At 50.1% G+C, this 26,142-nt stretch carries 23 protein-coding genes; 18 read left to right on the top strand and 5 right to left on the bottom strand.

Annotation, left to right across the window (positions count from 1 at the left end; all coding sequences use genetic code 11):
* The first annotated feature begins 23 nt into the window (after window positions 1–23).
* Genes JNE38_RS22165 through JNE38_RS22140 form a run of 6 tightly spaced genes read left to right on the top strand, consistent with a single transcriptional unit; the run spans window position 24 to window position 8,328 of the window.
* Window positions 24–1,289: a hypothetical protein gene (locus JNE38_RS22165; protein WP_203353295.1), complete on the top strand. Its 1,266-nt coding sequence runs from the start codon at window positions 24–26 to the stop codon at window positions 1,287–1,289.
* Window positions 1,286–2,023 carry a glycosyltransferase family 2 protein gene (locus tag JNE38_RS22160; RefSeq protein WP_203353294.1) on the top strand — a complete coding sequence of 246 codons (738 nt, stop codon included), beginning with the start codon at window positions 1,286–1,288 and terminating at the stop codon, window positions 2,021–2,023. The genes JNE38_RS22165 and JNE38_RS22160 overlap by 4 nt, the downstream gene beginning before the upstream one ends.
* A 2-nt stretch (window positions 2,024–2,025) precedes the next feature.
* Window positions 2,026–3,201, top strand: a complete 1,176-nt coding sequence (locus JNE38_RS22155; protein WP_203353293.1) for a glycosyltransferase family 4 protein — start codon at window positions 2,026–2,028, stop codon at window positions 3,199–3,201.
* Window positions 3,202–3,235: 34 nt separating this feature from the next.
* Window positions 3,236–4,879: an asparagine synthase-related protein gene (locus tag JNE38_RS22150; RefSeq protein ID WP_203353292.1), complete on the top strand. Its 1,644-nt coding sequence runs from the start codon at window positions 3,236–3,238 to the stop codon at window positions 4,877–4,879.
* A gap of 45 nt (window positions 4,880–4,924) precedes the next feature.
* Window positions 4,925–6,592 (top strand): asparagine synthase-related protein, encoded by a 1,668-nt coding sequence (locus JNE38_RS22145; RefSeq protein WP_203353291.1) that lies wholly within the window; start codon window positions 4,925–4,927, stop codon window positions 6,590–6,592.
* A gap of 59 nt (window positions 6,593–6,651) precedes the next feature.
* Window positions 6,652–8,328: an asparagine synthase-related protein gene (locus tag JNE38_RS22140; RefSeq protein WP_203353290.1), complete on the top strand. Its 1,677-nt coding sequence runs from the start codon at window positions 6,652–6,654 to the stop codon at window positions 8,326–8,328.
* Window positions 8,329–8,390: 62 nt separating this feature from the next.
* Here JNE38_RS22140 and JNE38_RS22135 read toward each other — a convergent pair whose 3' ends face one another.
* Both JNE38_RS22135 and JNE38_RS22130 read right to left on the bottom strand, forming a co-directional pair.
* On the bottom strand, window positions 8,391–9,176 hold the full coding sequence (locus tag JNE38_RS22135) for a carbohydrate deacetylase (RefSeq protein WP_203353289.1): 786 nt from the start codon (window positions 9,174–9,176) through the stop codon (window positions 8,391–8,393).
* 94 nt (window positions 9,177–9,270) lie between these two features.
* On the bottom strand, window positions 9,271–10,071 hold the full coding sequence (locus JNE38_RS22130; RefSeq protein ID WP_203353288.1) for a glycoside hydrolase family 16 protein: 801 nt from the start codon (window positions 10,069–10,071) through the stop codon (window positions 9,271–9,273).
* A gap of 159 nt (window positions 10,072–10,230) precedes the next feature.
* Here JNE38_RS22130 and JNE38_RS31245 point away from each other — a divergent pair, with 159 nt between their 5' ends.
* Window positions 10,231–10,473: a YmaF family protein gene (locus JNE38_RS31245; RefSeq protein ID WP_428993735.1), complete on the top strand. Its 243-nt coding sequence runs from the start codon at window positions 10,231–10,233 to the stop codon at window positions 10,471–10,473.
* A 32-nt stretch (window positions 10,474–10,505) separates the two neighbouring features.
* On the opposite strand, the gene JNE38_RS22120 is transcribed toward JNE38_RS31245, so the two are convergent.
* The gene (locus tag JNE38_RS22120) at window positions 10,506–11,168 is read right to left on the bottom strand and encodes a CPBP family intramembrane glutamic endopeptidase (RefSeq protein ID WP_203353286.1); all 663 of its coding nucleotides are present in this window, start codon (window positions 11,166–11,168) and stop codon (window positions 10,506–10,508) included.
* A 283-nt stretch (window positions 11,169–11,451) separates the two neighbouring features.
* On the opposite strand from JNE38_RS22120, the gene JNE38_RS22115 reads away from it, so the two are divergent.
* The 3 genes from JNE38_RS22115 (at window position 11,452) to JNE38_RS22105 (ending at window position 14,894) form a co-directional block, all read left to right on the top strand.
* Complete coding sequence (locus JNE38_RS22115) at window positions 11,452–12,609, top strand: ArgE/DapE family deacylase (protein WP_203353285.1); 1,158 nt, start codon at window positions 11,452–11,454, stop codon at window positions 12,607–12,609.
* A 54-nt stretch (window positions 12,610–12,663) separates the two neighbouring features.
* On the top strand, window positions 12,664–14,463 hold the full coding sequence (locus JNE38_RS22110) for a sigma 54-interacting transcriptional regulator (protein ID WP_238933417.1): 1,800 nt from the start codon (window positions 12,664–12,666) through the stop codon (window positions 14,461–14,463).
* 251 nt (window positions 14,464–14,714) lie between these two features.
* The gene (locus tag JNE38_RS22105; RefSeq protein WP_238933416.1) at window positions 14,715–14,894 is read left to right on the top strand and encodes an SRPBCC family protein; all 180 of its coding nucleotides are present in this window, start codon (window positions 14,715–14,717) and stop codon (window positions 14,892–14,894) included.
* Between the two features lie 335 nt (window positions 14,895–15,229).
* Here JNE38_RS22105 and JNE38_RS22100 read toward each other — a convergent pair whose 3' ends face one another.
* Window positions 15,230–16,282, bottom strand: coding sequence for a YncE family protein (locus tag JNE38_RS22100; protein WP_203353283.1), 1,053 nt, complete (start codon window positions 16,280–16,282; stop codon window positions 15,230–15,232).
* A 654-nt stretch (window positions 16,283–16,936) separates the two neighbouring features.
* On the opposite strand from JNE38_RS22100, the gene JNE38_RS22095 reads away from it, so the two are divergent.
* On the top strand, window positions 16,937–18,109 hold the full coding sequence (locus JNE38_RS22095; RefSeq protein WP_203353282.1) for an MFS transporter: 1,173 nt from the start codon (window positions 16,937–16,939) through the stop codon (window positions 18,107–18,109).
* 9 nt (window positions 18,110–18,118) lie between these two features.
* Here JNE38_RS22095 and JNE38_RS22090 read toward each other — a convergent pair whose 3' ends face one another.
* Entirely contained in the window at window positions 18,119–18,430 is a 312-nt protein-coding gene (locus JNE38_RS22090; protein ID WP_203353281.1) for a M14 family metallopeptidase, read from the bottom strand.
* Between the two features lie 49 nt (window positions 18,431–18,479).
* On the opposite strand from JNE38_RS22090, the gene JNE38_RS22085 reads away from it, so the two are divergent.
* The 7 genes from JNE38_RS22085 (at window position 18,480) to JNE38_RS22055 (ending at window position 26,037) form a co-directional block, all read left to right on the top strand.
* Entirely contained in the window at window positions 18,480–18,737 is a 258-nt protein-coding gene (locus JNE38_RS22085; RefSeq protein WP_203353280.1) for a hypothetical protein, read from the top strand.
* Between the two features lie 142 nt (window positions 18,738–18,879).
* Entirely contained in the window at window positions 18,880–19,437 is a 558-nt protein-coding gene (gene lepB, locus JNE38_RS22080) for a signal peptidase I (RefSeq protein ID WP_203357685.1), read from the top strand.
* Window positions 19,438–19,523: 86 nt separating this feature from the next.
* Window positions 19,524–21,020, top strand: coding sequence for a response regulator transcription factor (locus tag JNE38_RS22075; protein WP_203353279.1), 1,497 nt, complete (start codon window positions 19,524–19,526; stop codon window positions 21,018–21,020).
* A gap of 166 nt (window positions 21,021–21,186) precedes the next feature.
* The gene (gene hutU / locus JNE38_RS22070; RefSeq protein WP_203353278.1) at window positions 21,187–22,857 is read left to right on the top strand and encodes a urocanate hydratase; all 1,671 of its coding nucleotides are present in this window, start codon (window positions 21,187–21,189) and stop codon (window positions 22,855–22,857) included.
* A gap of 5 nt (window positions 22,858–22,862) precedes the next feature.
* Window positions 22,863–24,137 carry an imidazolonepropionase gene (gene hutI, locus JNE38_RS22065; RefSeq protein ID WP_203353277.1) on the top strand — a complete coding sequence of 425 codons (1,275 nt, stop codon included), beginning with the start codon at window positions 22,863–22,865 and terminating at the stop codon, window positions 24,135–24,137.
* Window positions 24,134–25,132, top strand: a complete 999-nt coding sequence (locus JNE38_RS22060) for an agmatinase family protein (protein ID WP_203353276.1) — start codon at window positions 24,134–24,136, stop codon at window positions 25,130–25,132. Before hutI ends, JNE38_RS22060 begins: the two co-directional genes overlap by 4 nt.
* Window positions 25,133–25,320: 188 nt before the next feature.
* Window positions 25,321–26,037: an urease accessory protein UreH domain-containing protein gene (locus JNE38_RS22055; protein WP_203353275.1), complete on the top strand. Its 717-nt coding sequence runs from the start codon at window positions 25,321–25,323 to the stop codon at window positions 26,035–26,037.
* Window positions 26,038–26,142: the final 105 nt, after the last annotated feature.

Here is a 26,142-nt window from a genome sequence, read left to right as displayed (position 1 = left end):
GAGCGTTTCTTGGGGGGATTCATGTGAGGGACACATTTATCATCATTTCCAGAAGCCAGTCCGGGAGTCTGTCCTCCCGGAAAGAGGCAACGACCTACAAGCTAGCCACCTATTTACTGCTGATCTCTGTATTCCTCTATGGAACCAGCATCCCCAATCTGTCTCTCATCTGCCTGATCCCTTGCTTGCCGCTGATATACTTTTTGAAGCACACGAAATTGACTGTTTCCTTCCTGGTTGATGCCTCGCTCGTCTTTTTGTTTGCCTTCCTCTATTACACCATGTGTGTTCTATTTGAAATCACCTCAGAGGATGACTGGATGGAAAGCAAGATGATCTTTCTCATTGCCAATATGACACTGGCCTATATCATCGGCTATTTTCTGGCACAGAACTTCACGAATATCAGCGTGGTCATCGCTGTGACGGTAGGGGGATTGTTTTCCTACGGACTGTTGTCAACCGCCAGCTACGTATGGAATCACTTGGGAGAAGTATCGAGCAACAACTATTTGATTACTGAGCGGGCCGTCCCATCTTTTTGGAATGGGGGTACGATCAACGGCCCCATAATTGGGATCTTCTTTTCCTTGAGTATTTGTTTGATTTCCGTGATCTACAGCCGAATCAACTGGTTTGCCAAAGTGTGTTTTCTTGGCCTTGCGTGTACGGGCATCTTTTTTAATCTGATGCTGCAAAACCGAAGCCCGATCTATGCGGGCGTGCTGGCTTTTTCGCTCGCCACACTCATGTACGTGAACCGGATGAGACTGACACATAAGAAGCTTGTGGTGCTCATCGTTTTGTTTTGTCTGATGCCACTGAATCTGTTTTTTGTTGATTTTTCGGAAACCAAGAGCTTATTCGATAATCCGTTCATGGAGCGATTGATCAGCGAAGGGCTGGATACGCCCCGATACGAGCTTTGGTACAAAGGGTTGGTCGGTTTGGTCGAGCACCCGATGGGAGGCGCGAAAACCGACTTCTCGCCCTTCGACTACGCCCATAATCTGTGGCTCGACGTCGGATGGTATGTCGGGGTGATCCCGATGCTGCTGCTGCTACTCATTCAGCTGAAGCATGTTCCCTATCTGCTTTCTTTCCTCAAAAACAAGCCGCATCAATCGTATGGCGTCATCGGCATTTCGGTATCCTTCTTGGTGGCGATGATGGTCGAGCCGACACTGATCGCCTCGTATACCTACGTGACATTATTCTTCTTCTTTATCGGCTACATGAAAGGGATTCATCTGCATGGGGATCTGGCAGGAAAGGAGGAGCGCGAATGAAAGGGCAGCATTTGCCCAAAATCAGCATCATCACCGTTACGTATCAGGCTGGCCGACGTTTGGAGGCTACGATTCAAAGCGTTATGGACCAAACGTACCGCAATAAGGAGTATGTGATTATCGACGGGGGATCTACAGACGGGACGCTGGCCATCGTAGAGCGCTATCGCCATATGATCGACAAGATGGTTTCCGAGCCGGATAACGGTATATACGATGCGATGAACAAAGGCCTCTCCCTTGTCTCTCCTGACAGTGATTACGTCATGTATATGAACGCAGGTGACGTTTTTTACAATCGAGTGGTACTGGACGCGAGTCTGCCCGGACGAAGAGGGGAGAGTCATTTATACGGCAACATCCATCGCGATGGCCAAGTCTGTTTGCAACCCGACAAGCTCAGTGATTTTTATTTGAGCACGCAAATGATCTGCCACCAATCGATTCTGTTTGCGACCAGGCTTCATCGCCGAGTTTTGTATGATTGCAGCTATTCCATCTCGGCAGACTTCAAAGCTGTCTTGGAAATGCGCAGGAATAAGGACATTTTTGAAAAGGTGGATCAAATCATATGTACGTACGAAGGCGGCGGGGTCAGTGATCGGCACAGACAAGAATTGTTTCGGCAGCGCTACGAGATCCTGAGGCAGTATCCCATGCTTTTGCGAATGTACAGAGGCAAGACTTTTCTCAAACGATGTCTAACATTTCGAAATCAGTTGAGGATGCGATAACTATGGGAAAACACGTATTGTACATTTCGGGAAAGCTGTTTCCGGTAAATTCGGGTGATGCCATCTATTCACTCGGAATCTTAGAGAGAATCGCCAGTCCTGACAGCTCGATTGACGTGCTCTCCTTCCAATACGAGGAGACCGATGCGAATACGGAGGAGTATCGTTACTTTTCCACACTCTTTCGGCAAATGAGGCTGGTACCGTATCGACCGAAAAAATGGGAGAACTACAAGAAAATTCTTCTGTACGGAGACAGCACTCAAAAATATTTGCCCCGAATGATCGAGGAAGCGGATGCTCTCTTGGCAGAGACTCACTACGACGTCATCATTCTCGATCACTTGCGCATGTTTTTTCTCTACGACACGATTCAAAAGCATATCGATCGAAAGCGAACCAAGCTCGTGCTGATCCAACACAATATCGAGCATTTGAACGCACGCGAAGAAATCAAGTACCAGTCGCGCAGCAAAGATAAATGGAAGCTGCGCTTGCTCAATCGTGGAATCAAAAGGCTGGAGTACCATGCGATTCACACAGTGGATGAGATCTGGGTCATTTCCGAGGAGGACAAGAGGATTATTGCCCAAATGGGAAAGGCAGCCGATCGCATTCATGTGATTCCACCCTACTACAATTACCCGGCGATCAAGGAGAGAGAGCAAGTAGAACACCCCTCCTACAATCTACTGCTCCTGGGGAGCATGGAATGGTATCCCAATGTGGTCGGGGCTGTCTGGTTTATTGAAAATGTCTTTCAGGAGCTCGTCAAGGAGGATGATCGCTACCGGCTATACGTGGTGGGGCGTGATCCCAGCCCACGGATTCAAAAGTACCATTCGGAGCAAATCGTTGTGACAGGGGCTGTTCCCTCTGTGGATGAGTACATTCGCAGCTGCGATTTTCTCATCGTACCGAACACATTGGGAGGCGGCGCGAAAATCAAGATACTCGAAGGGATCATGAAAGGGATCCCGGTACTCGCGACCAAGGAAAGCACGGTCGGCTATTCCGTAGACATTTTTGACGAAGACTTTTGCGTCAATCATCCCCTGACCTTCGTCCAAAAAATCATTCAGTTAAACAAGGATGCTGCCAAGAAAGTTTCCTTCGTGAGCAAGGCGAGAAACATTCTTGCCGACAATCAAAAGCTGAAAGGAATACTGAGCCCGTAATGGAGAACGGACAACGTAAAGGGGGAAGTTGGTTTTGCTGTTAACAGCGAAAGGCATGAGGAGTTTAGCGAGTGACCTGCAAACGTGGGAAAATGCGGACTATTGCTTCCGGTGGAGGGGCTTTCTCTACTTGCTGGGAATCCCTCCTGGGGAAGCATCTGTTCGAGAGTTTTCCCGCTTGACCGCGATAAAAGGCATAGAACGTGCACTTTTGGCACTGAGAGGCCACTTCTTCATGATAGTAAAGGAAAAAAAGACCCATAAGTACACCTGCTTCACGGACAACAATGGCGGGTTTGCGGCCTTTCACTCCAAAACGGCTGTTGCCGCATCATTTTTGGAGCTGGTTTCATATCAAGGCTTGACCACTACGCAGCTGGACCGTGACGCCGTACTGGAGTTCGTCAACTTTGGAAACGTATTTGCAAACAAGACATTGGTCGAGGGCATTTCCCGGATTGATCGTAACCAGATCATCCGCTTTGGACCGGGCGGCAAGAGTGTTCACTCCAAAAAATTGGCGCCGATCGATGCGGGAAACGGCGATTTTGATTACCTCCAGTTTTTTGAAAAGATAGCAAAATCCATAAAGGATCTTCGGTTGAGTGTAGATTTGACGGGCGGTGTGGATTCCCGGCTGATTGCCGTTCTTTTGGATTACTATGGCGTACCATTCGAGACGACGGTTTCCGGAATAGACGGGATGGAGGACGTCGAGATTGCAAAGGAAGTGGCTGCCGCCATGGGAACAACTCTTCATGTGACCCGTCCCCTTGTAGACGGCTTAGAAGAGAGGATCCCGGAAGTCTTTCGCATTAGCGATGGATTAAACGATGTCTTCAAGCATGATCGTTCCTATCAACACAATCAAAACCGGGTAAAAAGAGGGATCGATCTTGCCTTGAGCGGCATTGGCGGTGAATTCCTCAAGGATGAGTTGTGGCTGCAGGATTTTCCATTTTATACGAGCAAAACATCGCGGCTTGATCGCATGTTTACGATGTTTATGCTGCCCATTCCATGCAAAAATGAATATTTCACCGGTGAGTACGCCAATGCGAACCAACTGCTGCAAAACGGAACGCTACATAAGCTGGCACGCTATGAATTAGATACCAATACGAAAACATACGACAACATCTACTACTACTATGAGTTTCCAACGATTGGAGGCGGCTATATCAGTGCGGCAAATCGAGTGTTGCCCAGCTATGCCCCCATGGTCGAGCTGGATTTCGTGCAATTCGGATTCCATTTAAAGCGCAGGGAGCGATTTTTCAATACGTTTCATCGCCGGACAATCTCAAAAGTCAATCCACAGATTGCAAGGATTCGAACCTCAGAGGGCGGGATCTCTGTTTCCGTAGACAAATGGGAGGTAAGCAAGGACATTCAAAAATATGTATGGGACAAAGGGACTCGCCTCATAAAGGTGATCGAGCGCAGACTCTTTCACGGATCTTATACCAGACAGCCTGCAGATCACCCGGAGCTGTCCGTTCGTATCCGGGAATCTCGGCTGGCGAAGGATGCGATCGAGCTGTTAAAAGAAGAAAAAATCCTGCAGGGAAACGTCCAATTGCCTGACATCCATGACGCTCATCTCAGTCATTTCTTATCCTTATCTCTTTTTATGGAGTTTCTGCATTCGATCAAAGGGCAACGCCACGGAACGTAATTTCAGAACGAATAGAGATCAGATGGATATTGGAGGAGTGGACTCTTGCTACTTACGTGTGAAGGAATAACGACTGTTGATGCTGGATTTCAACGCTGGGAGAACGACAAGGCTGTGTTTTACTGGAAAGGCTTTGTGTATATACAGGGAGTGCTGGCGGGGCTGCCGTCTGTTCGGCATTTTGCGAAATTCTTTACCGAAGCGACTTTGGATCAGGATGCGCTGCAATTGAAAGGCAGCTATATGATCGTAATGAAGGTGAAGGCTTCCCCGCTCTATTACTGCTTTGTGGATTCAAGCGGCTGCCACGACGCTTTCTATTCCGAGGATGCTATTTCCAGTTCTTTTCTCACGCTGGCTGCGCACAAAAACATGAACATCACCACGATGAATCGTCAGGCGATGATGGAGTTTCTCAACTTCGGTCATCTCTTTGAAAATAAAACGTTCTTCGAATCGATCCGAAAAATTGACAGCAGTGAGCTGCTCGTATTCGACCGTCGCACAGTGAAGGTAAGAAGAAAAAAGCTCGCCACAATCTATGACGAAGAGCAGCCAGTTGCTGATTTTCACGATTTTTTTCAAAAGCTGTCGCAGTCGCTGCGTAACCAAAGGGTCAGTGTGGATTTATCCGGCGGAATTGACTCTCGATTGATCAGCGTCCTGCTTCATTATTATGGTGTGAATTTTGAAACGACCATCTCGGGAAGGGAGGGGATTCAGGATGTGGACATCCCCAAAGAGGTTGCCGGGCTGTTTGGGGTTTCTCTGCATGTGACCACCCCAGTCGTACTTCATTTGGAGGAAGAAATTGGGGAGCTGTTTAGGATCAGTGATGGCATGCACGATCTTTTTCGTCACTATCGGACAATGCAGCATAACCGTAATCGAGTCCAGCGAGGTATGAATGTTGCCATTACGGGAATAGGGGGAGAGATGTTCAAAGACTTTTTCTGGCTCCAGGACTTCCCCTTTTACACCAACAAAAAGGCAAACCTGAGCCGCCTTTTTCATACACGCTTTCTCCCGGTTTCATGCGCACAGTATTATTTTGACGAATCGTTTGTCCCACTCCAGAAATCCTTCACCGGGAAAATGATAGACGAGCTTGCCCCCTACGTACTCGAGACTAACACGAAGACATACGACAACATCTACTACCACTACCGGATGAAGTCAATCGCCGGCAAATATTTGACAGCAGCTAATTATGTGCTGCCAACCTACGCACCGTTGCTGGATGAGGAGCTCGTTCGGTTTGGTTTTCAACTCACTAGAAAGGAACGGATATTCAACAGGTTTCACCGGAAAACGATTACCCAACTTAATCCCGAGGTATCAAAAGTACGGACATCGGAAGGGGGGATCTCTGTCTCAACCCAGAGGCTGGAGGTGGCAAAGGATATACGAAAGTACGTTGTCAGTTACACCAAACGGCTGATGGGAATGCTGGGAAGGAAGGTGCTCAAAAAAAGCTACTCGTCAGAAAGTCCAGAGCATCCGGAGCTATTCACGGTGATAAGACAACTCCGGCACACCCATCATTCAATCAATCTGTTAAAAGAGGTTCACATACTGCACCACGATTTGAGGATTGACCAGATCCACAATCAGCATCTGGGAAATCTGATTTCATTGGCGACCTTAATCTCGTATCTGGAGACTACGAAAGCCGGTCCACTTGGACAATATACCAGTACAGCGCGGAGATAGACAGATATCGATTCTTTTCCACTCGTAGTGAATTCTTCGATAGGACAGGGTGAGTGTGCATGCTGATCACGAGTGAGGGTATTACACAATGGCAGAGTAAGGAGCAGGCCTGGGAGGATGCCAACTATATTGTGGGCTGGAAAGGGTTTGTTTTTATTTTGGGAGTGGCAGCGGGGATCGAGTCGGTCATGGCTTTTTTAGAAGAACTCCGGATGAGTGGGATGATAGGGGCGGTCAAAGTCCTGAAGGGTCACTTTTTTATGACGGTCTACGACAAGCAGGCCGAAATGTACTATGCATTTATTGATAACAGCGGGGCTTTCGAGGCGTTTCACATGGATGCGATCGTCTCGACGTCCTTTCTGGCGTTAGCGAAAAAAAGCGGCTATGGAAAGGAACAGATTTCCAAGGATTCCATTATCGAATTTCTGAACTTTGGAAACATCTACGACAACCGCACACTGGTGGATGGCATCTTCAAAATCGACTGTAACGAGATCATTGTCCTTTGCAATCATAAAAAAACCATTGTATCCAAGAAACTGGAAAGCTTGGAAGATGCCTGCCCGAAACTAGATGTCATTGAATTTTTCCGACTGTTCAGCCAGTCGGTCAAGACAATGAAAGTGAGCGCCGATTTGACAGGGGGAGTAGACTCCCGGCTTGTTTGTGTCCTGCTCGATCATCATGGTGTCCCTTTCGAAGCGGCCATAACGGGGATGAATGGGATTCAGGATGTCGAGGTCCCCAAGCAAGTGGCCAAAGAGCTGAAGCATGAGCTTTTCATTTCGGAGCCGAGTATCGACCGGCTAGAGCAGAGTGTCCCGGAGTTGTTTGACTGGTGTGATGGAATGAACGATTTATTCAAGCACTACCGCACCTTGCCTCATCATAAGAATCGGGAGGAGCGCGGGGTCGATCTCGTCGTTTCCGGTATCGGCGGCGAGTTTTTCAAAGAGAATATGTGGGTCCAGGACTTTCCTTTCTATATTCGCAAAAAGTCCAACATTCGTCGCTTTCTGCGGATGAGGATGCTGCAAATCAAGTGCAAGAACACCTATTTTGCCGGAGACTACAAGCAGTTGAACGAATCGTTCGAGGATCGGGTGGTTGAGAAGCTGGGGTATTATCTCTTGGATACCAATACGAAAACCTATGACAGCATCTACTATCACTTCCGGATGAAAACGGTAGCCAGCACATATATCTCTGCGGCGAGCCATCTCTTTGGCTGTTACTCTCCGTTCCTGGAATACGATTTGGTGCGGTATGGCTTTCATTTGAAACGCAGGGAGCGTTTTTTCAATCAGTACCATCGAAAAATGATCACACAATTAAATCCAAAGGTGGCCAAAATCCGCACAGCAGAGGGTGGCATCTCGGTTTCATATGAAAAAGTGGAAATGCTCAAGGATATGGTCAAATACATCCGTAATCGAACGAGGAGAGCGGCGAAGGTATTGGGACGCAAGCTATTTCATAAAACTTATCTGCAGGAAAGTCCAGAGCATCCTGAGTTGTTCAGAACGATACGCAATATGCAGTTGACGAAAAAAGCCTTCGCCAAGTTAAAGAAGGAGGGAATCTTGGACGATCAGCTGCAGTTAAGCGATATTTTGGATACGCATCTGGGGAATATGGTGACGATTGCCCTGTTTATGCGCTTTCTCGAGGGAGAAGACGTGAGGGAAGGGCACGGGGAGCAGGAAAGCAATTTGGCGGTGGCGACAGTATAGCCAGAGAAATGGGGTGGGATCACATGGATCTCACCCCATTTTTTAGGTTTGTGAGCTCTGCCTCATCCAGCTAGCTTCATTTGCCCGTACGTGGTCAATTCCATTCCAGGGATCAGGTCGAGCAACTCCTTGAACTGTTGTGTGATGGAAGCGCCATACAGATCGTAGATATGACCGTTTTCGTTATAGATCGGATGACACATGATTTCTACAGATCCAGTCCGGTTCCCTCCGTTTTGGCAGAGAGCAATCATGCCTTCAAATTCTCCGAAGTATTGGACACCGCGTAGACCTTTTGATGACAGGATACCGTTGTATAGAGTCTTATATAGTTTTTTCGGTACGGACATATCCGTACCGATGTTGCGAGTCAAGCGCAAGTAGGGGATTTCTTCTTCTTTGAGTACCTCCATGATCAGTGTCCCGAGGATGATCTCGGTATGGATGTGATTGTGGGAGTCAGCGTGTGTAAGCGGCAAGCCATGCAGACGGCAGCGGCGAATTTGTGAGCGCAGCTCGGTGGCCAATGCAGATTTTTCATTTGCAGTTAAAGGGAGAATCAGGCGGGAGAGCGAGCGGGTCCGCGGTCGGAAAAAACCGTTTTCATCACAGAAGCGCGGGCATTTTCGGATGGCTTCGGAGAGCGGTAGCCCATCATTCAGATTGATGTGCAGCCCGACCTGGTGCTGTAATTTTTCCTCGTGCGCTCGCTGACATGCCGCTTCAAAAGTAGCACCATTCGCGAAGATCGTGGTAGAGGTCAATGCGCCAATCGAAAATGTCTGGATGATGGCGTCATCCGTGGTAGTGGACATGCCAAAATCATCCGCATTAATGATGATCTTCATACAGTCAACTCCTATGTCTCTTTCAAAAGGTAGGGAAAAACGTGGCGTGGGGGAAGCTGTTCTTTGTAAAGAACGACATGAACTGATTACAGAGCTACCAGAACTTCCAGTCAAATGCTTTTTGCTTCTGATAGACCCGTACGTAGTCGATGTCGTGAAATTGGGGAAACACGGTTGTTTCATCTGGCGCTCCTGGCCATTTCCCTCCTACGGCTGTATTCAGATACAAATAGGCAGGTGTGTTTTGGACATGAGAGGTAGAGGAATAGCGCTCGATTCCATCTATGTACCAAGTGATCTTTCCTGGGTCCCATTCTACGGTAAAGGTATGGAAAGCCTCCGAGTAATCAGGACCGACAAAAGTGCCTGTATACTGCTGCGGAATCCACCCCAACCAGTGATGAGTCAAGTAGATTTTGTTCGGTTCATGCCCGAGCATTTCCATGATGTCGATCTCATAGGGGGAAACGTGGTCGCTTGGTGGCATCCAATGGGCAGGCCATATGCCTTGTCCTTTGGGAAGACGAGCATGGATCTCCACTTTGCCATATAAAAAATCGTATTTGTTTCTCGTCTCGACTGCGCCGGATGTATACTCCAGGCCTTTGTAGCTTCGCTGATCTGTGCGAATTCGAAGATAGCCGTCTATGACAGATACGGCTTCGGGTGTGTAGTATTCTAGCTCGTTGTTGCGAGGAGAAGGAGCGTCTACGACATTCCATTTGGAGCGATTCAATACAGACCCGTCGAATTCGTCGCTCCATACCAGGATCCATTGATTTTGATAGTGGTTCAGACGATCCTTTACCACTACATAGAGCAGGGCGAAAAGGCAAATCAAAAGGATCCACAAAGCAAGGCGATTGCTGAGAGAGCAACGCAGGCGAGCAATCATGGAAGCCTCCTTTCTTATCCAAATAGGTATTCCTTACTATTCATTATAACGAACAGTTAGGGCTTTTTGAAAGCTCGATTTGTTCAAAAGAGAAAAAACAGCCAAAAACCTCAATTGGAGGTTAAGCGAAAAGGTATCGCGGTATCCACTCAACGCCATGTGCACGAATTTACCGGCAGCACGAAGTTTGCGGAAGAAGGCGATGAAAGGCATAACCATCGTTTTGCAGGGGTGACGGGCAAAGCCATCAGGAGAGGAAACAGCCACATCCATATCATTCGTACGAAAGCTGACTTCTTTGATCATTTCCATGTGTTCAACTTTGCGACCTTGATCCAAAACCGCTCATCGAAAACCAAACGCCTTTCCGAAAGAAAAGCTTCGGCATCCCGAGCATCCTAGGAAAGGCGTTTTTCTATGTACTTCTTTGAAACTCAAACCAAAAACAACAAATAAACAGACATAATTCCTACATCAGCGAGAATATGACTGAGAACGGAACCCGTGATCGTGGAATCCCGCTGCCGCATGCAGCCCCAGATCAATCCCGCGATAAAAACGGGAGCAACCATCATCACGTTGAAGGGCCACGCGAACAGTGGGACGACGGACAGAAAATGGTACAGGCTGTAGAATAACGCCGTCAGAAATACGACGGTTGCTTTGCCGTGTCTCCCTTGCAGCCTGTGGTGCATGAAGCCTCGCCAGTAAAGCTCTTCCAAGAGCGGATTGATGAACATCAAGATGGCGATGAGCCAAACAGCCTGATTCCCGGAAAAATGCCAGCGCTCCAAGAGGGGAATGAGATCCTCACGATCAAAGAGAAAGGGATGGAATACGGACCCTGCCCCAATGATCACGATTAGAAATAGGACACCCGTAGCGCTCCCGATCAGCAGATTTTTGCGCTGCAAAGCCAGTCCATAGGCGGGAATAGCGTCACTCCACGGCTTTTTCTGCAAGAATCGCAAATCAAGCAACGGTACAAGAAAAAGCCAGCTGTAAAACAGAAGAAAGGTAATCGGGACATTGGCCAACACCTGCAAGCCGAGATAAATCATGACAGTCGGTCCGAGAAGCAGGATGAGAAGATACATAAGATCGCCACCAGTTATGAGGAATTTGGGTATGGATTGCCTACCATCTATCGTAACGGGTCGTTACCAAAGAAAGGAGTACCTATTTTATCTGGTACCACCTTGAACAGTCGTCGCGGTGCCGTTTAGTTTCAATGTGAGACGTGAAGTCTCTAATTGAGACGGATAAATCTCGAAATGAGATCGGGGGAGCCCGCTCATCGCATGTCGATGAGCGGATTTGATGGCACGCTTTTTGCTGCATAACGGATCATCACACAAAATGAAACGGGAGGACAAGCGCATGAAGATTACGATAGAACGCGAAGAACTGGTTTCACTCGTACAGGATCTCATCCGGATCGATTCGGTCAATCCGTATTTGGATATAGATGGTCCTGGAGAAAGGGAGATCGCTGATTATATCAAAAAGCGGCTATTGGACAGCGGGCTTCAGGTGCGGGTCGAACCCATCAATGAGACGGCAGTGAATGTCATCGGTATACTCAGAGGCACTGGCGGGGGAAAGTCGCTCATTCTAAACGGCCACATGGATACGGTAAGTGCCAAGAGGATGGCCATTGAACCGTTTGAGCCTGTGCATGAAGACGGAAAAATATACGGGCGCGGAAGTCAGGACATGAAAGGCAGCCTGGGGGCAATGATCGCTGCCGTCGAAGCAATCAAGCGGGCTGATGTTCGTTTGGCTGGCGATGTGATCCTGACGTTCGTGGCAGATGAAGAATACAAGAGCATCGGGACAGAAGCGCTGGTGAAGGAATACCGCGCGGATGCCGCCATCGTATGCGAGCCATCCGATCTGGATATCGGTGTGGTGCACAAAGGCTTTGCCTGGGTGGCATGCGAGGTCAGAGGCAAGGCAGCACACGGAAGTCGCCCGTCCGAGGGAGTGGACGCCATTGTGCATGCGGGCCGGGTATTGAATGAGATCGATCGACTCTCGCAAAAGCTGAAGGAAAAGCAGCATGAAATCTTGGGTTCGCCATCCATTCATGCTTCTTTGATCAAAGGGGGAGTTGAGCTGTCGACCTACCCGGATTATTGCCGATTGGATTGGGAGCGAAGGACGATCCCTGGCGAGACAGAACAGGATGTGGTGCAGGAAGTAGAGGCGATCCTGCAAAAGCTGCATGCAGAGGACGAGAGCTTTGAGGCGAGTGCAGAAGTGTTTTTCTGGAGAGAGCCGTACGAGGTCTCTACGGAGGAGCAGATTTTTCTGACGCTGGAAAAGGCTTGCCGAGACAGATTGGGGCGCAGTCCAGGCATCTCCGGCTTTTCGGGATGGACAGATGCAGCCTTTTTGCAGGGGGCAGGGATCCCTACTGTCTTGTTTGGTCCGACGGGAGCGGGCCTTCACGGAGCGGTCGAATACGTGGAAACGGACAGTCTGGTGGACATGGCCCATATTTTGGCGGAAGCGATTTGCGAATTTTGCGGCTAAAGGACGTGGGGGACGGGCTTTCCCAGCCGATCGCGCTATAATGGAGGCATACGCATGAGTGAGAGGGGAATCCGTATGCCCTTGCAAGAGATACAGGAAAGTGTCCAACAGATTGCCTCCGCTGTCGCATCCGTGCTGCGGGTCGAGGTGGAAATTGCCGATCATCGACTGGTGCGCATCGCCGGCACGGGACGGACAGAGTCGGGAATCCTGCGGACGATGGCGGGAGAAGACCATGTGTACCGAGCTTCGCTGTTTGATGGGCGGCCGGTGGTGATTATGAACCCGGGTGCCGATGAGCGCTGTCGACCCTGCACGCATTTCGGAAACTGCGAAGAGACGGGGGAAATCTGCTGTCCGATCACGCTGGACGGCAAGGAAGTTGGCGTGATCGGGCTGCTCGCCTTCGACCAAGAGCAAAGAGCGCGTCTGTTTGCCGATGTGGACTCGATCCTCAACTTTTTGCAAAAGATCGCCGAATTGATTGCCATCAAAATGAAGGAACACCTCATGTACAAGAAGCAGCAGCTGACACTGGAAAAGCTGCGGGTGGTCATGGATGACCTGGACAAGGCGATGCTGACGGTGGATCAGGAAGATCGGATCGTGCAGATGAATCAGCGTGCCAAGCAGTATCTTCAACTGGCGGAAACAGGCGAAGACTACGAGCCAGCGGCAGGGTTGGTTCGGGCGATCAGGCAGGCGGTGGAATCGGGTGCGGCGCCACCAAAGGTGGTACTTGCTGTGGGCGGAGAAGCAAAGGAGTTTTTGTTTACGATCAAGCCCATTCAACTGGATGGCGCCACGTTGGAATGGGTCATCACGCTGGATGATGTACGCGAAGTCGTAGCGATCGCCAGACAGGTAGGAGGCTTCGAGCTAAAGGATTCCTTTTCCGGGATCGCGGGAATCAGTTCGGCTATCGCACAGGCGAAGGAAGTAGCGAGACGTGTGGCGACTAGCGACTCCACCGTCCTTTTGCGGGGAGAGAGCGGCACGGGAAAAGAGCTGTTTGCCAAAGCGATCCACCAGGCGAGTCACCGTAGCAAGCAGCCTTTCGTCTCCATCAATTGTGCCGCCATCCCTGAGCATCTGCTGGAAAGCGAGCTGTTCGGCTATGAAGAGGGTGCGTTCACGGGGGCGCGCAAAGGAGGAAGGGTCGGATTGTTCGAAGCGGCCGACAAGGGTACGCTTTTTCTTGATGAAATAGGGGATATGCCGGTTCACCTTCAGGTAAAGATGTTGCGAGTTTTGCAGGAGCAGCAGGTCGTGAGAGTGGGGGGATCGGGCAAACCTATCGATGTGGATGTGCGGATCATCGCAGCAACGCACCGCGATCTGGAGCAGTTGGTTGCAGCTGGAGTCTTTCGGGCAGACCTCTATTACCGCTTGCACGTGATCCCGATTCTGCTGCCGTCGCTTAGGGAGCGCAGGGAGGATATTCTGACGCTGGCCAATGGCTATCTGCAAACGTGTGGGGCAAGACTGAAGAAGCCTATCAAGGGCTTTACCCAGGAGGCGCAGGCACTCTTGTTTCACCACGTCTGGCCGGGAAATGTGCGGGAGCTGGCCAACGTGATCGAATATGCCGTGAATATGGAAACATCTCCGTGGATACGGCCGGAAAGTATTCCATTCCATGCGAGAAGAGAGTCTATGGCTAAGGCTCCATCCGTTGCAGCAGGTACGACCCTTGAACAACCACTTAATCTGAAGGAAAGGGAGCGCGCGGCGATCAGCCATGCCTTGCAGCTGGTTCAGCAGGACAAACGTCGGAAAGAAGAAGCGGCACGTTTGCTGGGGATTAGCCGTGCTACTCTGTTCCGAAAGATAAAGGAGCATGGTCTGATATAGGAAGCAGTTAGGATGGAAGAGAGGAGGGGGCCGAGTAAAATGGCTCCCTCTTTAGTTCGTTCTATACAGGACAAAAGATGGGATTATGTGTCAGATGAAAATAAAGGATTAGACTAGTATTCGGCATGGCCCGGACTGTGCACATTAGCAATCCTTGAGAAACCGCTGAGAAGGTGACTTATATCCGATCCTTTTCTGATGAGCAAGGCAATACGGTCCGAGCGCCTTTTAGCGTGAGCTGGCCTCTTGAAATGATGAATATCGTAACGCTAGAAGATGACGAAGGTAAAACTGTTTTAAAACTGAAAGGTTGGCCTGTGAACGCTTCAGCTGAGGAACAAGAAACCTACAAAGGTATGGCTCCAAAGCTTCAACAAGATCTTGAGGGTACTTTCGATAAACTTGCTGACTATCTTGTCTCCCTAAATTAGAATGCGATAAAAAAGTTAATCGGCCAAAAAAACACAACGTTGCCCCCTGCTTGAACGACCGATCTTCGATGGGCTTCAGCGATTTGCCTGTGCTGATCACATCATCGTTAAAGGCCACTCGCTTGCCTGACATTCCCTTGGCATCCGCCCCATCGAAAGCAACTATTCTCGCGGAAGGAGAGGCGGCAGAGCGTACCGAATTTCTGTTTTTTGGAAAAGCTTTCTTTGTATCCACACAAGTAACAAGTAACCTGATAACCATGCATACGAATACGAACAGCCCGAAGTGATCACTCACAGAGGGCTGTATTTTTAACAAGTCCTATTCAGGAAAATCATCTTTTTCGAAAAGCTACGACGGAAACATCATTGCTGATTTGATTGACGATGTATACGTTATTGTTTCGGCTATTGACCACTCCAGCCGTGGCTCCAACACCGCTCCTCAAGCTTGTAATGATTTTATTCGTCCGGCCATTAATTACGGATAGCCTGCTCGGCTGATTGGGGGATGGCCCACCAATCGTAGCGACAAAAATCCGGTTGGTTCTTGCATTGATAACCGTCAGCGAAGGGAATTCTCCATTCGCAATTGTTTTGACAACCCGATTGGTTTTTCCACTGATGACAGAGATGCGCCTGCTCGCATCATCGGGGGCATAGATGAGGTTCGTAAAAGGGTTGATCCCAAAATTGTTCACGTCACCGATGTTGCGAATGGTGGCGATGATCTTGTTCGTCGATCCGTTCACGACAGTCATGGCGGTAAGTGTAAAAGGTCCACTCACGGTGTAAATGCGATTGGTCCTGGTGTTTACTTGGACTGCTCTTGGTGTGTCTCCCACCCTGACCGTGGCGATGACTTTATTTGTTTTACCATGAATCACAGACAGAGAGTTACTGGAAGAGTTCGCGACATATATTCGATTCGTTCGGCCGTTTACAGCAATGAGAGCAGATGTGTTGACGCTGGGATTTTGGTTGCCTACTTTGATAGTGGCGATTACTCTATTCGTCCTGCCGGAAATGACCGAGACTGTGTTTTCTCCTGCGTTGAGGACATAAATTCGGTTCGTTATCTTGTTCACCTGTATGGCACCTGGGGAACTGCCAACTCGGATCACTGCCATGATTTTATTGGTCACGCTATTGATAACGGTGACTCGTCCAATCGAATCACTGCTCGTAACATAGATGCGATTGGTTCTGGGATTGACCGCGATACTTTCTGCTCTCAATGGGACTTTTATGGTGGAAATCACGCTGTTGGAACGACCGTCAATCACAGATACGGTACTGCTGCCGTTATTCACAACATAAATGCGGTTTGTGAGGGGAGCGAATGCTACAGAGATTGGGTTTTCTCCCACTTTTATCGTGCGTATCACCCGAAACGCACCTTGAACCGTATACCTTCTTCTTGCCTGTTGGGCGTGTAAGATATGTGTTCTCTCCTTTCCCGAAGAAGCTTTAGAACAGGATATGCTCAAATGCTCTGCACTGCTTGTTTATTCGCCCCACCGGATGACGTAAGGAAGAAATCAAGACATAAGAAAAAACCGCCTTGCTCCCGCCATAGGTGAGCATAATTGCGGTTTTTATGAAGTCTCCATCAATTCGTACAGCGAGTTCACGGATCCCGAAGCGAACCGCTAATGATGTTCAGGGCAGCGTTCTTATCGTTTCAATTTCATTAAAATTGTTGACCGATGATACACGTAATTATATGGGGGTGTCCCAGCAGCCGTTTAAGGGCTTTCGGTGCACCCTCTATTTTTATGCAAAATAATGCCCTTTTTCGAGATCGGCGATAGCTTCTTGGCTTTTGGTTATTCTCCTATCCACTTTAGACATTGGTAGGTCACCAATCTTTCCTCAAGATAATCAGCAGTTTTGATAGATTTGTTGAACAATCAACAAATCGCGTTCAGTTAACGATTGAAAACACCCTGTTTCTTTTTATAATTATCAACATATGTTGATTAACCGATCGATATCTATTTTTCAAGTTTCATCATTAATGAAAGTAGGAGGCGAATTTTATGGCTAAACGATATAATTTGCTTATAGTAATATTGACCATAGGTGTATTCGGCATCTTAAATACGGAGATGGGGATCGTTGGGATATTACCTTTACTTGCTGATCATTTCCATATCAGTATATCCAAAGCAGGGTTGCTAGTGAGTCTCTTTGCACTTGCTGTTGCAATATCTGGACCCACTATGCCGTTATTGTTTTCGGGCATAAATCGCAAGAAGGCAATGTTACTTGTACTAGGTGTTTTCGTTCTAGGTAACATTGTCTCCATATTTGCATCAAACTTTACCATTTTATTAATTGCTCGTGTGATTCCAGCCTTTTTACATCCAGTTTATGTCTCAATAGCTTTGACAGCAGCAGCAGCCTCAGTTAGCAAGGAAGAAGCTCCAAAAGCTACTTCTAAAGTATTTATGGGAGTAACGGGGGGGATGGTACTTGGTGCACCAGTCTCTAGTTTTATTGCTAATACAGCTTCGCTTGAAATGGCAATGTTATTCTTTACTGTTGTAAATGCGATAGCATTCATTGCCATATTACTATTTGTACCATCTATGCCTGTTAAGGAAAGACTCTCCTATGGATCTCAATTACGTGCATTAAAAAAACCAATTACTTGGCTATCCATTGCTGCTGTCATTTTTATAAATGCAGCGATGTATGGAGTTAGTAGTTACCTTGCTGAGTATCTTGAAACCATTACGAATATACCCGGGAAAACGATTGGTTTCATGTTATTCATATTCGGTGGGGCAAGCATAATAGGAAACATCGTCGCCGGGAAGTTGCTTACTAAAAATGCCATAAGATCTGTAACATCTTTTCCATTCGTAATAGGGGCCGTTTACATCTTATTGTTCTTAATGGGACAGTTCACTGTACCTATGGCATTCATTGTTTTGATTTTTGGAATAGTAGTGGCTATAGGAAATAATATTGGTCAATATTGGATTACGTCTGCAGCTCCAGAAGCCCCTGAATTCTCGAATGGATTGTTTCTAGCATCCGGTAACTTAGGGGTTACAACCGGTACCTCGGTAAGCGGATTAGTTATATCAGGAATGGGTACACAGTACGTCGTATTAGGCGGATTGCTATTTTTGATATTGAGTTTCGCATTTATTGTACGAAGAAATTATTTGTTTCATTGTAAAACCAAACAAATTGCTAGCTAACAAGGAGGATCAAGATCCAGCCCGCCGATCCCGTGCTCCCTGCAAATGATCGTTCATCCAGAGCTGGTCAAGCTCATCCTTTTTGCCGTCGCCATTGTAGTCCTCGACGTACTCCTGTTTTCCCCACAGCTCGTCGCCGTACCAGATGGTGCCGTATTGGAAATATCCCCAGTCGGGCGGATGGCCAAAGAGCGGGGTTCCCTCCGTTCCGCCGTTTCGCGTTGCATAGGTATGGTACACATCTCCCGCCCATGGATAGCCGCTCAGCTCCTGCCCCCTCTTGTCGAAGTGATGGTAATACTTCAGATCCTCCGGGAACATGGATTCTTCACTTTTGCTCGTCGATGGGGGTCGCAGGTGCATCGGCACGGTGGGCAAGCTATTCCAAAACTGGAAGGCGATCGAGCATCCGCAGCTCGGCAAGGTAGAGGTGGGAGGCTGGAATCCCAAGTTCTGGAATCAAAATGCACCCGCTGGCCCGATGCTGCAGAAGGCAGTCGAGAAACAGACCGGATTCAACCTCGAGCTCGGGGACTGGCAGTGCGACAGTCACCATCCGCTCCACTCGCGGCGGCACCGCAACGGTGGAAGTGCCGGTAAACAATTGATGATCGCCAATCAAAAATGAGCGGGCAGGCAATATGCTGCCTGCTCTTTCTGCTGCAATCAGATACGGGCATAGCCTGCCTTTTTGGATTGGCGCTCGATTTGTGGTATCATGTCTCTAGCAATGCGATTTTTCAAACTGGAGGGAGGATAGACGCATGAAAATAAGAGAGATCGTAGGATGGATCCGTTCCATTGGATTTGCTGTCATCTTCGCTTTGGTACTCGGAATCTTTGTGTTCCAGCCGTACAAGGTGGATGGCCATTCCATGGATCCGACATTGCAAGATCAACAGCGCATATATGTGAGTAAACTATCCCATACGTTCAGCTATTTGCCGAATTACGGCGACATTGTCGTGATTGACAGCCGCGTGGACAGAAACCGCTCTTGGGTCGATGATGTAACGAATCATCCGTTGGTCGGTTTGCTGATCGGTACAGGAGAGGATCACTCCATGTACGTCAAGCGTGTCATTGGCAAACCGGGGGATGTACTGGAATTTAAAGATAACAAGGTGTATCGGAATGGAACAGCGTTAGACGAGCCATACATTAAAGAAACCATGGATTACGTTTCGGATGGCAAGATTACCGTCCCGGCGAATCACATCTTTGTGATGGGGGATAACCGGAACCACAGCACGGACTCCCGGGAGATTGGTTTCATCCCGGTTGACCACATCATGGGAACGATGATTGAAAATCCATTCGCATCGTAAGGAGCAAAGGTTGTCCGCAGGTGGGCAACCTTTGTCTTTGGATTGCGGCGTCGAAATCTTCTGCCAATGGAAAGGAGGGTGCAAGCATGCCGAGCATCTTGATTGCAGATCGTGATGAAAATGAGCGAATCGGAATCGGCTGGTTGATCACGAGCTGCGCCATCCCGTACGATCAGGTCTATTCGGCTGCGACGATGGCAGAGGTCGTTGCTTGCATGGAGACTCATACGCCTGATGTGATCTGTCTGGAATTGGACATGATCGGACGAGGGCAATGGGACACGCTCAAGCTGTTGGTCGAGCAGTATCGGCCGCTCGTCTTGGTCATGACGGCGGAAGCCACTTTTGAACGTGCCATGCAAGGAATTGAGCTGAATGCGCGGGATCTGTGGCTGAAACCGCAAACCCCAGAGCAGATCAGACGTGTGCTGACCAGGTACTGTCAAGAAAGAAAAGAGGGAAGCGGGCTCCGACTTACAGCGCTAGGGAAGGCGGTAGGAGTGGATCAAGCGACCTATCAGGAGCTGTTCACACCGGGGCAAAAGACGTCCCGGCCTTATCCGCTGATGCTGGCCCAACTGGAGGATCCCCATAGACACCCTGAGCTTTTGCGATTTTTGGAGGCGTATCCGTTTCGCGAGCGTCCGACCTTGCTGCCTTTGAGTGATGCGATCGTCGGCATTTTTTCCCTGGACGAGGTCGATCCTCTGCCGAATCTGCATCAGGTAGGAAAAAGGCTGCTGCGGGACTGGGAAGCCGCTTTTGATGATCCCCTTTCGCTGGTCATGTACCACTCCGATGAGAAGACGGAGGATCTGAACAAGACGTACATCGATGCCAGCCAAGCCCTGCACATCCGGTTTTTCAAAGGCTATCGCCAAGTCTCCGTCATCAAAAGCCGCATCGCCTGGACGATGATCGATCCGTTTTTAACTCCCGCTGAACAGCGTGCCTGGATCGACATGCTGCACGATGGCAACAAAGAAGAGCTGAAGCAATGGATGTACCGGCAGTTCTTTTTCAAGGAAGAGCCTTATCCGGAGCCGGGCCTCCTGCGCATCCGCTTGACCAGCATTCTGGCGCAGGTGCGACGCTACATGAAGGCGCATGGCCTGGATCACGGGAAGGTAGAGGAAGGCTACCATCGCGTATTCGAGACGATCCTCTACTCCCCGATCCTGTACCGGATTGTGCAGGAGCTGCTGCTGTTTATTTACTCTTTGGTGGACTCGGTTCATCACCAAAAGGAAGAGGCCAGAGTCGATCTGATCGAGCTGGCGATCCGCTACATCGAGGGACGCTATACGGATCCCGATTTGCGACTGGAGGATGTTGCGCGTCATGTGGATCGGAGCCCTGCTTACTTCAGCACGCTATTGAGTCAGAAGCAGGGCATATCCTTTCGGCAGCTGCTGAACCAATTGCGGATGAAGGAAGCGCAGCGCCTTTTGCTGGAGACGTCCTTGTCCGTGCAGGAAGTGGCGGCACGGACGGGATTTGTGAACGCCAATTACTTCAGCAAAATTTTTAAGGAAAAAACGGGGACAACCCCTCGTTTGTTGCGAAATCAAAAGAAAATATAGAAATCGAAAGAAAAGAGTGATTTTTCTGGGCGAAGGTTGCCTGCTCATCCTTTTTGATCGAAAAAAACGGCACCATTTCGAAAGGGAGGTGCCTTTTTTGCGCTTTTTCCCTTTTTTATACTGAGGGTAAGCAAGATTCTCTAGGAAGCAGGTGGACAAGATGACCATGACGCAAACACAAACCATTCAACAGCTGATTCAAGACTACTCCGGCACGAAGCTGCATGCCAAAGGGTGGGTGCAGGAAGCGGCATTGCGCATGCTTCTGAACAATCTCAATCCGGATGTGGCAGAGCGTACCGAGGATTTGGTCGTATACGGAGGAATCGGGAAGGCGGCTCGCAATTGGGATTGCTTCGATTCTATTGTCAAAACATTGGAAAATTTGGAGAGCGACGAAACGCTGCTGATCCAATCCGGCAAACCGGTTGCGGTATTCAAAAGCCATACGGATGCCCCTCGTGTGCTGCTCGCGAACTCCAATCTCGTACCGGCTTGGGCGACATGGGAGCATTTCCATGAGCTGGACAAAAGAGGGCTCATGATGTACGGGCAGATGACCGCAGGCAGCTGGATCTACATCGGAAGCCAAGGCATTGTGCAAGGAACGTACGAGACCTTCGCGGAGCTGGCACGCCAGCATTTCGAGGGAACGCTGGCAGGCACGATCACGGTCACCGCGGGCCTGGGGGGAATGGGTGGTGCACAACCGCTGGCCGTTTCGTTGAACGGTGGTGTGAGCATCAACATCGAGGTCGATCCGACACGCATCCAACGACGTCTGGACACCAAGTATCTCGACGTGATGACGGACAGTCTGGATGAAGCGATCCGATTGGCGCAGGAGGCAAAAGGGGAGAAGAAGGGAATCTCGATCGGCCTGTTGGGCAATGCGCCTGAAGTGCTGAACGCGATGCTGGCTGGAGGCTTTATCCCGGACGTTTTGACGGATCAGACGTCTTCCCACGATCCGTTGAACGGCTATATTCCGATCGGCATGAGTCTGCAGGAAGCGGCTGAGCTGCGGGGGAGTGATCCGAAAGAGTATGAAAAACGCTCGAAAGCAAGCATCGCCGAGCATGTACGCGCCATGCTGGCCATGCAGGAAAAAGGCGCTGTCACGTTCGATTACGGCAACAACATCCGGCAAGTGGCGAAAAACGAAGGGGTAGAGGATGCCTTCCGCTTCCCAGGCTTTGTGCCGGCTTACATCCGCCCGCAATTTTGCGAAGGGAAAGGTCCTTTCCGCTGGGTAGCGCTATCGGGTGATCCGGAAGACATCTACAAGACAGACGAGGTCATCCTCCGCGAGTTTTCCTATAACACGCATCTGTGCAACTGGATTCGCATGGCACAGGAGCGCATTCAGTTCCAGGGCTTGCCGTCCCGCATTTGCTGGCTGGGCTACGGGGAGCGTGCGCGATTCGGGCAGATCATCAACGACATGGTCGCCCGCGGCGAGCTGAGCGCACCGATCGTCATCGGACGCGACCATCTGGATTCCGGTTCAGTTGCATCGCCGAACCGCGAGACCGAAGCGATGAAGGACGGCAGCGATGCGGTAGCGGACTGGCCGATCCTCAATGCAATGGTGAACGCAGTCGGAGGAGCGAGCTGGGTATCGGTGCACCACGGCGGCGGGGTCGGAATGGGCTATTCGCTGCATGCGGGAATGGTGATTGTGGCGGATGGGACGCCGGAAGCGGCGAAACGACTGGAGCGTGTCCTGACTACGGATCCTGGCATGGGCATCGTCCGTCATGCGGATGCCGGATACGACCTCGCGATTCGGACAGCAAAAGAAAAAGGTGTACACATCCCGATGTTGGAGGAGTGATCGTCATGACAAGACCTGTATGGATCCGTCATGCCAGCCAGCTTGCCACGCTGGCTGGCGGTTCACTCTCCCCGGTCACGGGCGAGGGCATGAATGAGCTGTCCATCATCGAAGACGGGAGCGTATGGCTGGAAAACGGTCGGATCGAGCGCGTCGGTGCCGATTCCGAGCTGGAGGAAGTTTACCGCGATCGCGCGGGAGAAGCCGAGATCATTGATGCTTCTGGTCGGCTGGTAACGCCAGGGCTGATCGATCCTCACACGCATCTGGTGCATGCGGGCACGCGTCAAAACGAATTCAACATGCGTCTGAACGGCGCCACCTATATGGAAATCATGAACAACGGCGGCGGGATCCATGCTACGACGGCTGCGACGCGCAATGCTTCCCATGAACAGCTGTTTGACCAGAGCAAAAAGCGGCTCGATCTGTTTCTCCTGCACGGAGTGACGACCGTCGAGGCGAAAAGCGGATATGGTCTGACGCTGGAAGACGAGATCAAACAGCTGGAAGTGGCGAAGCGTTTGGACGCGGAGCACCCGGTTGACCTGGTCAGCACGTTTATGGGAGCGCATGCTGTTCCGAGAGAGTATAAGGAACATCCGGATGCCTTCGTCGACCTGGTCATTTCGGAGATGATTCCGGAGGTCGCCCGTCGCAAGCTCGCGGAATTTAATGATGTTTTTTGCGAGCGGGGTGTTTTTACACCGGAGCAATCCCGCCGTATTTTAGAGGCGGGAGCTCTTCACGGGCTTTTGCCGAAGATTCATGCGGATGAGATCGAGCCCTATGAGGGGGCTGAATTGGCGGCAGCGATCGGAGCGGTGTCTGCCGATCATTTGCTGCGCGCTTCGGATCGCGGCATCCAGCGCATGGCTGAGGCGGGAGTCATCGCTGTTCTGCTTCCGGGAACTGCTTTTTTCCTGATGGCGGAATCTGCGAATGGGCGGAAGATGATCGATGCGGGAGTACCCGTAGCGATTTCCACGGATTGCAATCCGGGATCTTCTCCCACCGTGTCGATGCCTCTCATCATGAATCTCGGATGTCTCAAAATGGGAATGACGCCTGCGGAGGTGCTGACGGCAGCCACAATCAATGCCGCTCACGCCATCAGACGAGCGCACGAAATCGGCAGTATCGAAGCCGGGAAGCGCGCAGACGTTACGATCTTTGACGTGCCGGATTTCATGACCTTGCAGTATCGCTACGGCGTCAACCACGTGCATACGGTGATCAAAAACGGTAAGGTCGTCGTGGCGGGAGGGGCTTTGGTGTGAGGAGCTACCCGTACCCCCTCTTGAAGCCGCCCAGCTTTGCCTGGGACAGAAGCGCCGCGGCGGCGGAGCCCAAAGTAAGTGAATGGGTCCAGACTCTCGATGCAGCCCATGCAGATCAGACGGATTGGTCGGATGTGGACGCGGCCATCTTGGGCATTCCCCTGTCCCGCTCGTCCATCTCCGCCTCCGCCGCAAGTGAAAATCCGGATGCCATGAGACGGGCATGGAAGTACTTCACGACCTACAATCTGGATCACGATGTAGATCTGAAAGATATGCGGGTAGTGGATTTGGGGGATGTCCGCCAGCACGTCACCGATATTGCCCAGTGTCACCGCAACATTCGGGAAGCCATGCATGCCATGCGCAGCCATCATCCGCACGTACTGCCGGTGATGCTTGGCGGGGATCATTCGATTACCGCAATGCTGATCAAAGGCTACCAGGATGCGCATCCGAGAGAGCGCATCGGGATTTTGCAGCTCGACACGCATTTTGATCTGCGCGATTTGGCGGATAATGGCCCATCCAACGGAACACCCATCCGCAATTTGATTGAGAGCGGAACAGTCAAGGGCGAGGACGTCCATAACATTGGCCTGCATGGCTTTTTTAACGCCCGCTCGCTCAAAGCGTATGCAGATGAAACCAAAGTCCGATACACGACGCTGCGTGAAGCCCGCAAACACGGAGTCGTCCAAACGGTCAGCGAGGCGCTGGTATCGCTCAGTGAGCGAGTGGACACCATTTATTTGACGGTAGACATGGATGTCCTCGATATCAGCTACGCTCCTGGAGTGCCGGCTTCGACACCGGGAGGGATGAACACCGATGAGCTATTTGAGGCGGTCCATGCCGCAGGCTTGTGTCACAAGGTGAAAGCGATGGACCTGGTTTGCCTCGATCCCTTTAAAGACAGGGGAGAAATGACAGTCAAAACAGCTGTGCATGTGATGCTTTCCTTTTTGACGGGCTACAAGCAAAGGGAAAAGTGATCGATCGAGAAGCTGCCTAAAATGGCAGTTTCTTTTTTTATGTCTGATCAACTCTCGAGCGGCAGCCGGTTCGTCTTTTGATGTCTGGACTGCAGCGAGAAAAAGGAGGAAATCATGCAATCGATCCGAATAGGAGTAGGAGGACTGCGAGAGTACAAGAACAGAAACGTAGGGAAGGTAGGGATTCCATGGAAGCGAGCTTTCTGACCGTATTATCCATAGGCTTCATCGTGGGGATCAAGCATGCGATGGAACCAGACCATGTAATCGCTGTATCCACGATTGCGAGTCACACGAAGAAGCTCGGCAAGGCTTCATTGGCCGGCATTTTCTGGGGGAGCGGGCATACCTTGACTTTGCTCTTGGTGGGGATGCTGCTGATTTGGATGAAGGGCGCCATTCCGGAAACCTGGGCCATGTCTTTGGAGTTCATCGTGGGGATCATGCTCGTCTACCTGGGGTTGACCAGCATTCTTTCATTCCGAAAGCGGAGCATTCATTTGCGCCGTCATGAGCATGATGGAAACGTGCACCACCACTTGCATGCAATAGGCTATCGTGGCACGCATGAGGGCAACAGGGCTTCTTTTGCCAAGTCGGCCATCATCGGCATGGTTCACGGCTTGGCGGGAAGTGCAGCCATGGTACTCTTGACGATGTCTACCGTGCAGACCGAGTGGGAAGGGCTGCTGTACATTCTGGTATTCGGTGCAGGCACCATCGTTGGCATGCTGATTTGCACTACGATCATTGGAATACCCTTTGTGCTCAGTGCGAAGAATATCAGCCTGAATGCCGCCTTGACTCGGATCACGGGCCTTATCAGTATCGCATTTGGATGCTACTATATGTACAACCTGGGGGTATCGGAAGGCCTGTTTCAAATGTGGATGCAGGCCATGTAATCAGAGCTGGGTTAAAAATAGATTTTTCACCAAACATCTGAGGCTGCTGGATGAGATCCGGCAGCCTCGTTTACTATTTGGCAGAACCGATGATCCGGCAGCTCT

This window comes from Brevibacillus choshinensis, from assembly GCF_016811915.1.
GTDB lineage: Bacteria > Bacillota > Bacilli > Brevibacillales > Brevibacillaceae > Brevibacillus > Brevibacillus choshinensis_A.
Note: the sequence above shows the minus strand (reverse complement) of the source record. Positions and strands in the feature narration are given on the sequence as shown.

Excerpts from the sequence above, each read along its gene's own strand:
- JNE38_RS22120 (WP_203353286.1), bottom strand. The coding sequence starts at position 11,168 with ATGTATCTTCTCATCCTGCTTCTCGGACCGACTGTCATGATTTATCTC.
- JNE38_RS22155 (WP_203353293.1), top strand. The coding sequence starts at position 2,026 with ATGGGAAAACACGTATTGTACATTTCGGGAAAGCTGTTTCCGGTAAAT.
- JNE38_RS22090 (WP_203353281.1), bottom strand. The coding sequence starts at position 18,430 with ATGTTCCCGGAGGATCTGAAGTATTACCATCACTTCGACAAGAGGGGG.
- JNE38_RS22130 (WP_203353288.1), bottom strand. The coding sequence starts at position 10,071 with ATGATTGCTCGCCTGCGTTGCTCTCTCAGCAATCGCCTTGCTTTGTGG.
- JNE38_RS22075 (WP_203353279.1), top strand. The coding sequence starts at position 19,524 with ATGCCGAGCATCTTGATTGCAGATCGTGATGAAAATGAGCGAATCGGA.
- JNE38_RS22115 (WP_203353285.1), top strand. The coding sequence starts at position 11,452 with ATGAAGATTACGATAGAACGCGAAGAACTGGTTTCACTCGTACAGGAT.
- JNE38_RS22055 (WP_203353275.1), top strand. The coding sequence starts at position 25,321 with ATGGAAGCGAGCTTTCTGACCGTATTATCCATAGGCTTCATCGTGGGG.
- JNE38_RS22140 (WP_203353290.1), top strand. The coding sequence starts at position 6,652 with ATGCTGATCACGAGTGAGGGTATTACACAATGGCAGAGTAAGGAGCAG.
- JNE38_RS22135 (WP_203353289.1), bottom strand. The coding sequence starts at position 9,176 with ATGAAGATCATCATTAATGCGGATGATTTTGGCATGTCCACTACCACG.
- JNE38_RS22095 (WP_203353282.1), top strand. The coding sequence starts at position 16,937 with ATGGCTAAACGATATAATTTGCTTATAGTAATATTGACCATAGGTGTA.
- hutU (WP_203353278.1), top strand. The coding sequence starts at position 21,187 with ATGACGCAAACACAAACCATTCAACAGCTGATTCAAGACTACTCCGGC.
- JNE38_RS22105 (WP_238933416.1), top strand. The coding sequence starts at position 14,715 with ATGATGAATATCGTAACGCTAGAAGATGACGAAGGTAAAACTGTTTTA.
- hutI (WP_203353277.1), top strand. The coding sequence starts at position 22,863 with ATGACAAGACCTGTATGGATCCGTCATGCCAGCCAGCTTGCCACGCTG.
- JNE38_RS22110 (WP_238933417.1), top strand. The coding sequence starts at position 12,664 with ATGAGTGAGAGGGGAATCCGTATGCCCTTGCAAGAGATACAGGAAAGT.
- JNE38_RS22160 (WP_203353294.1), top strand. The coding sequence starts at position 1,286 with ATGAAAGGGCAGCATTTGCCCAAAATCAGCATCATCACCGTTACGTAT.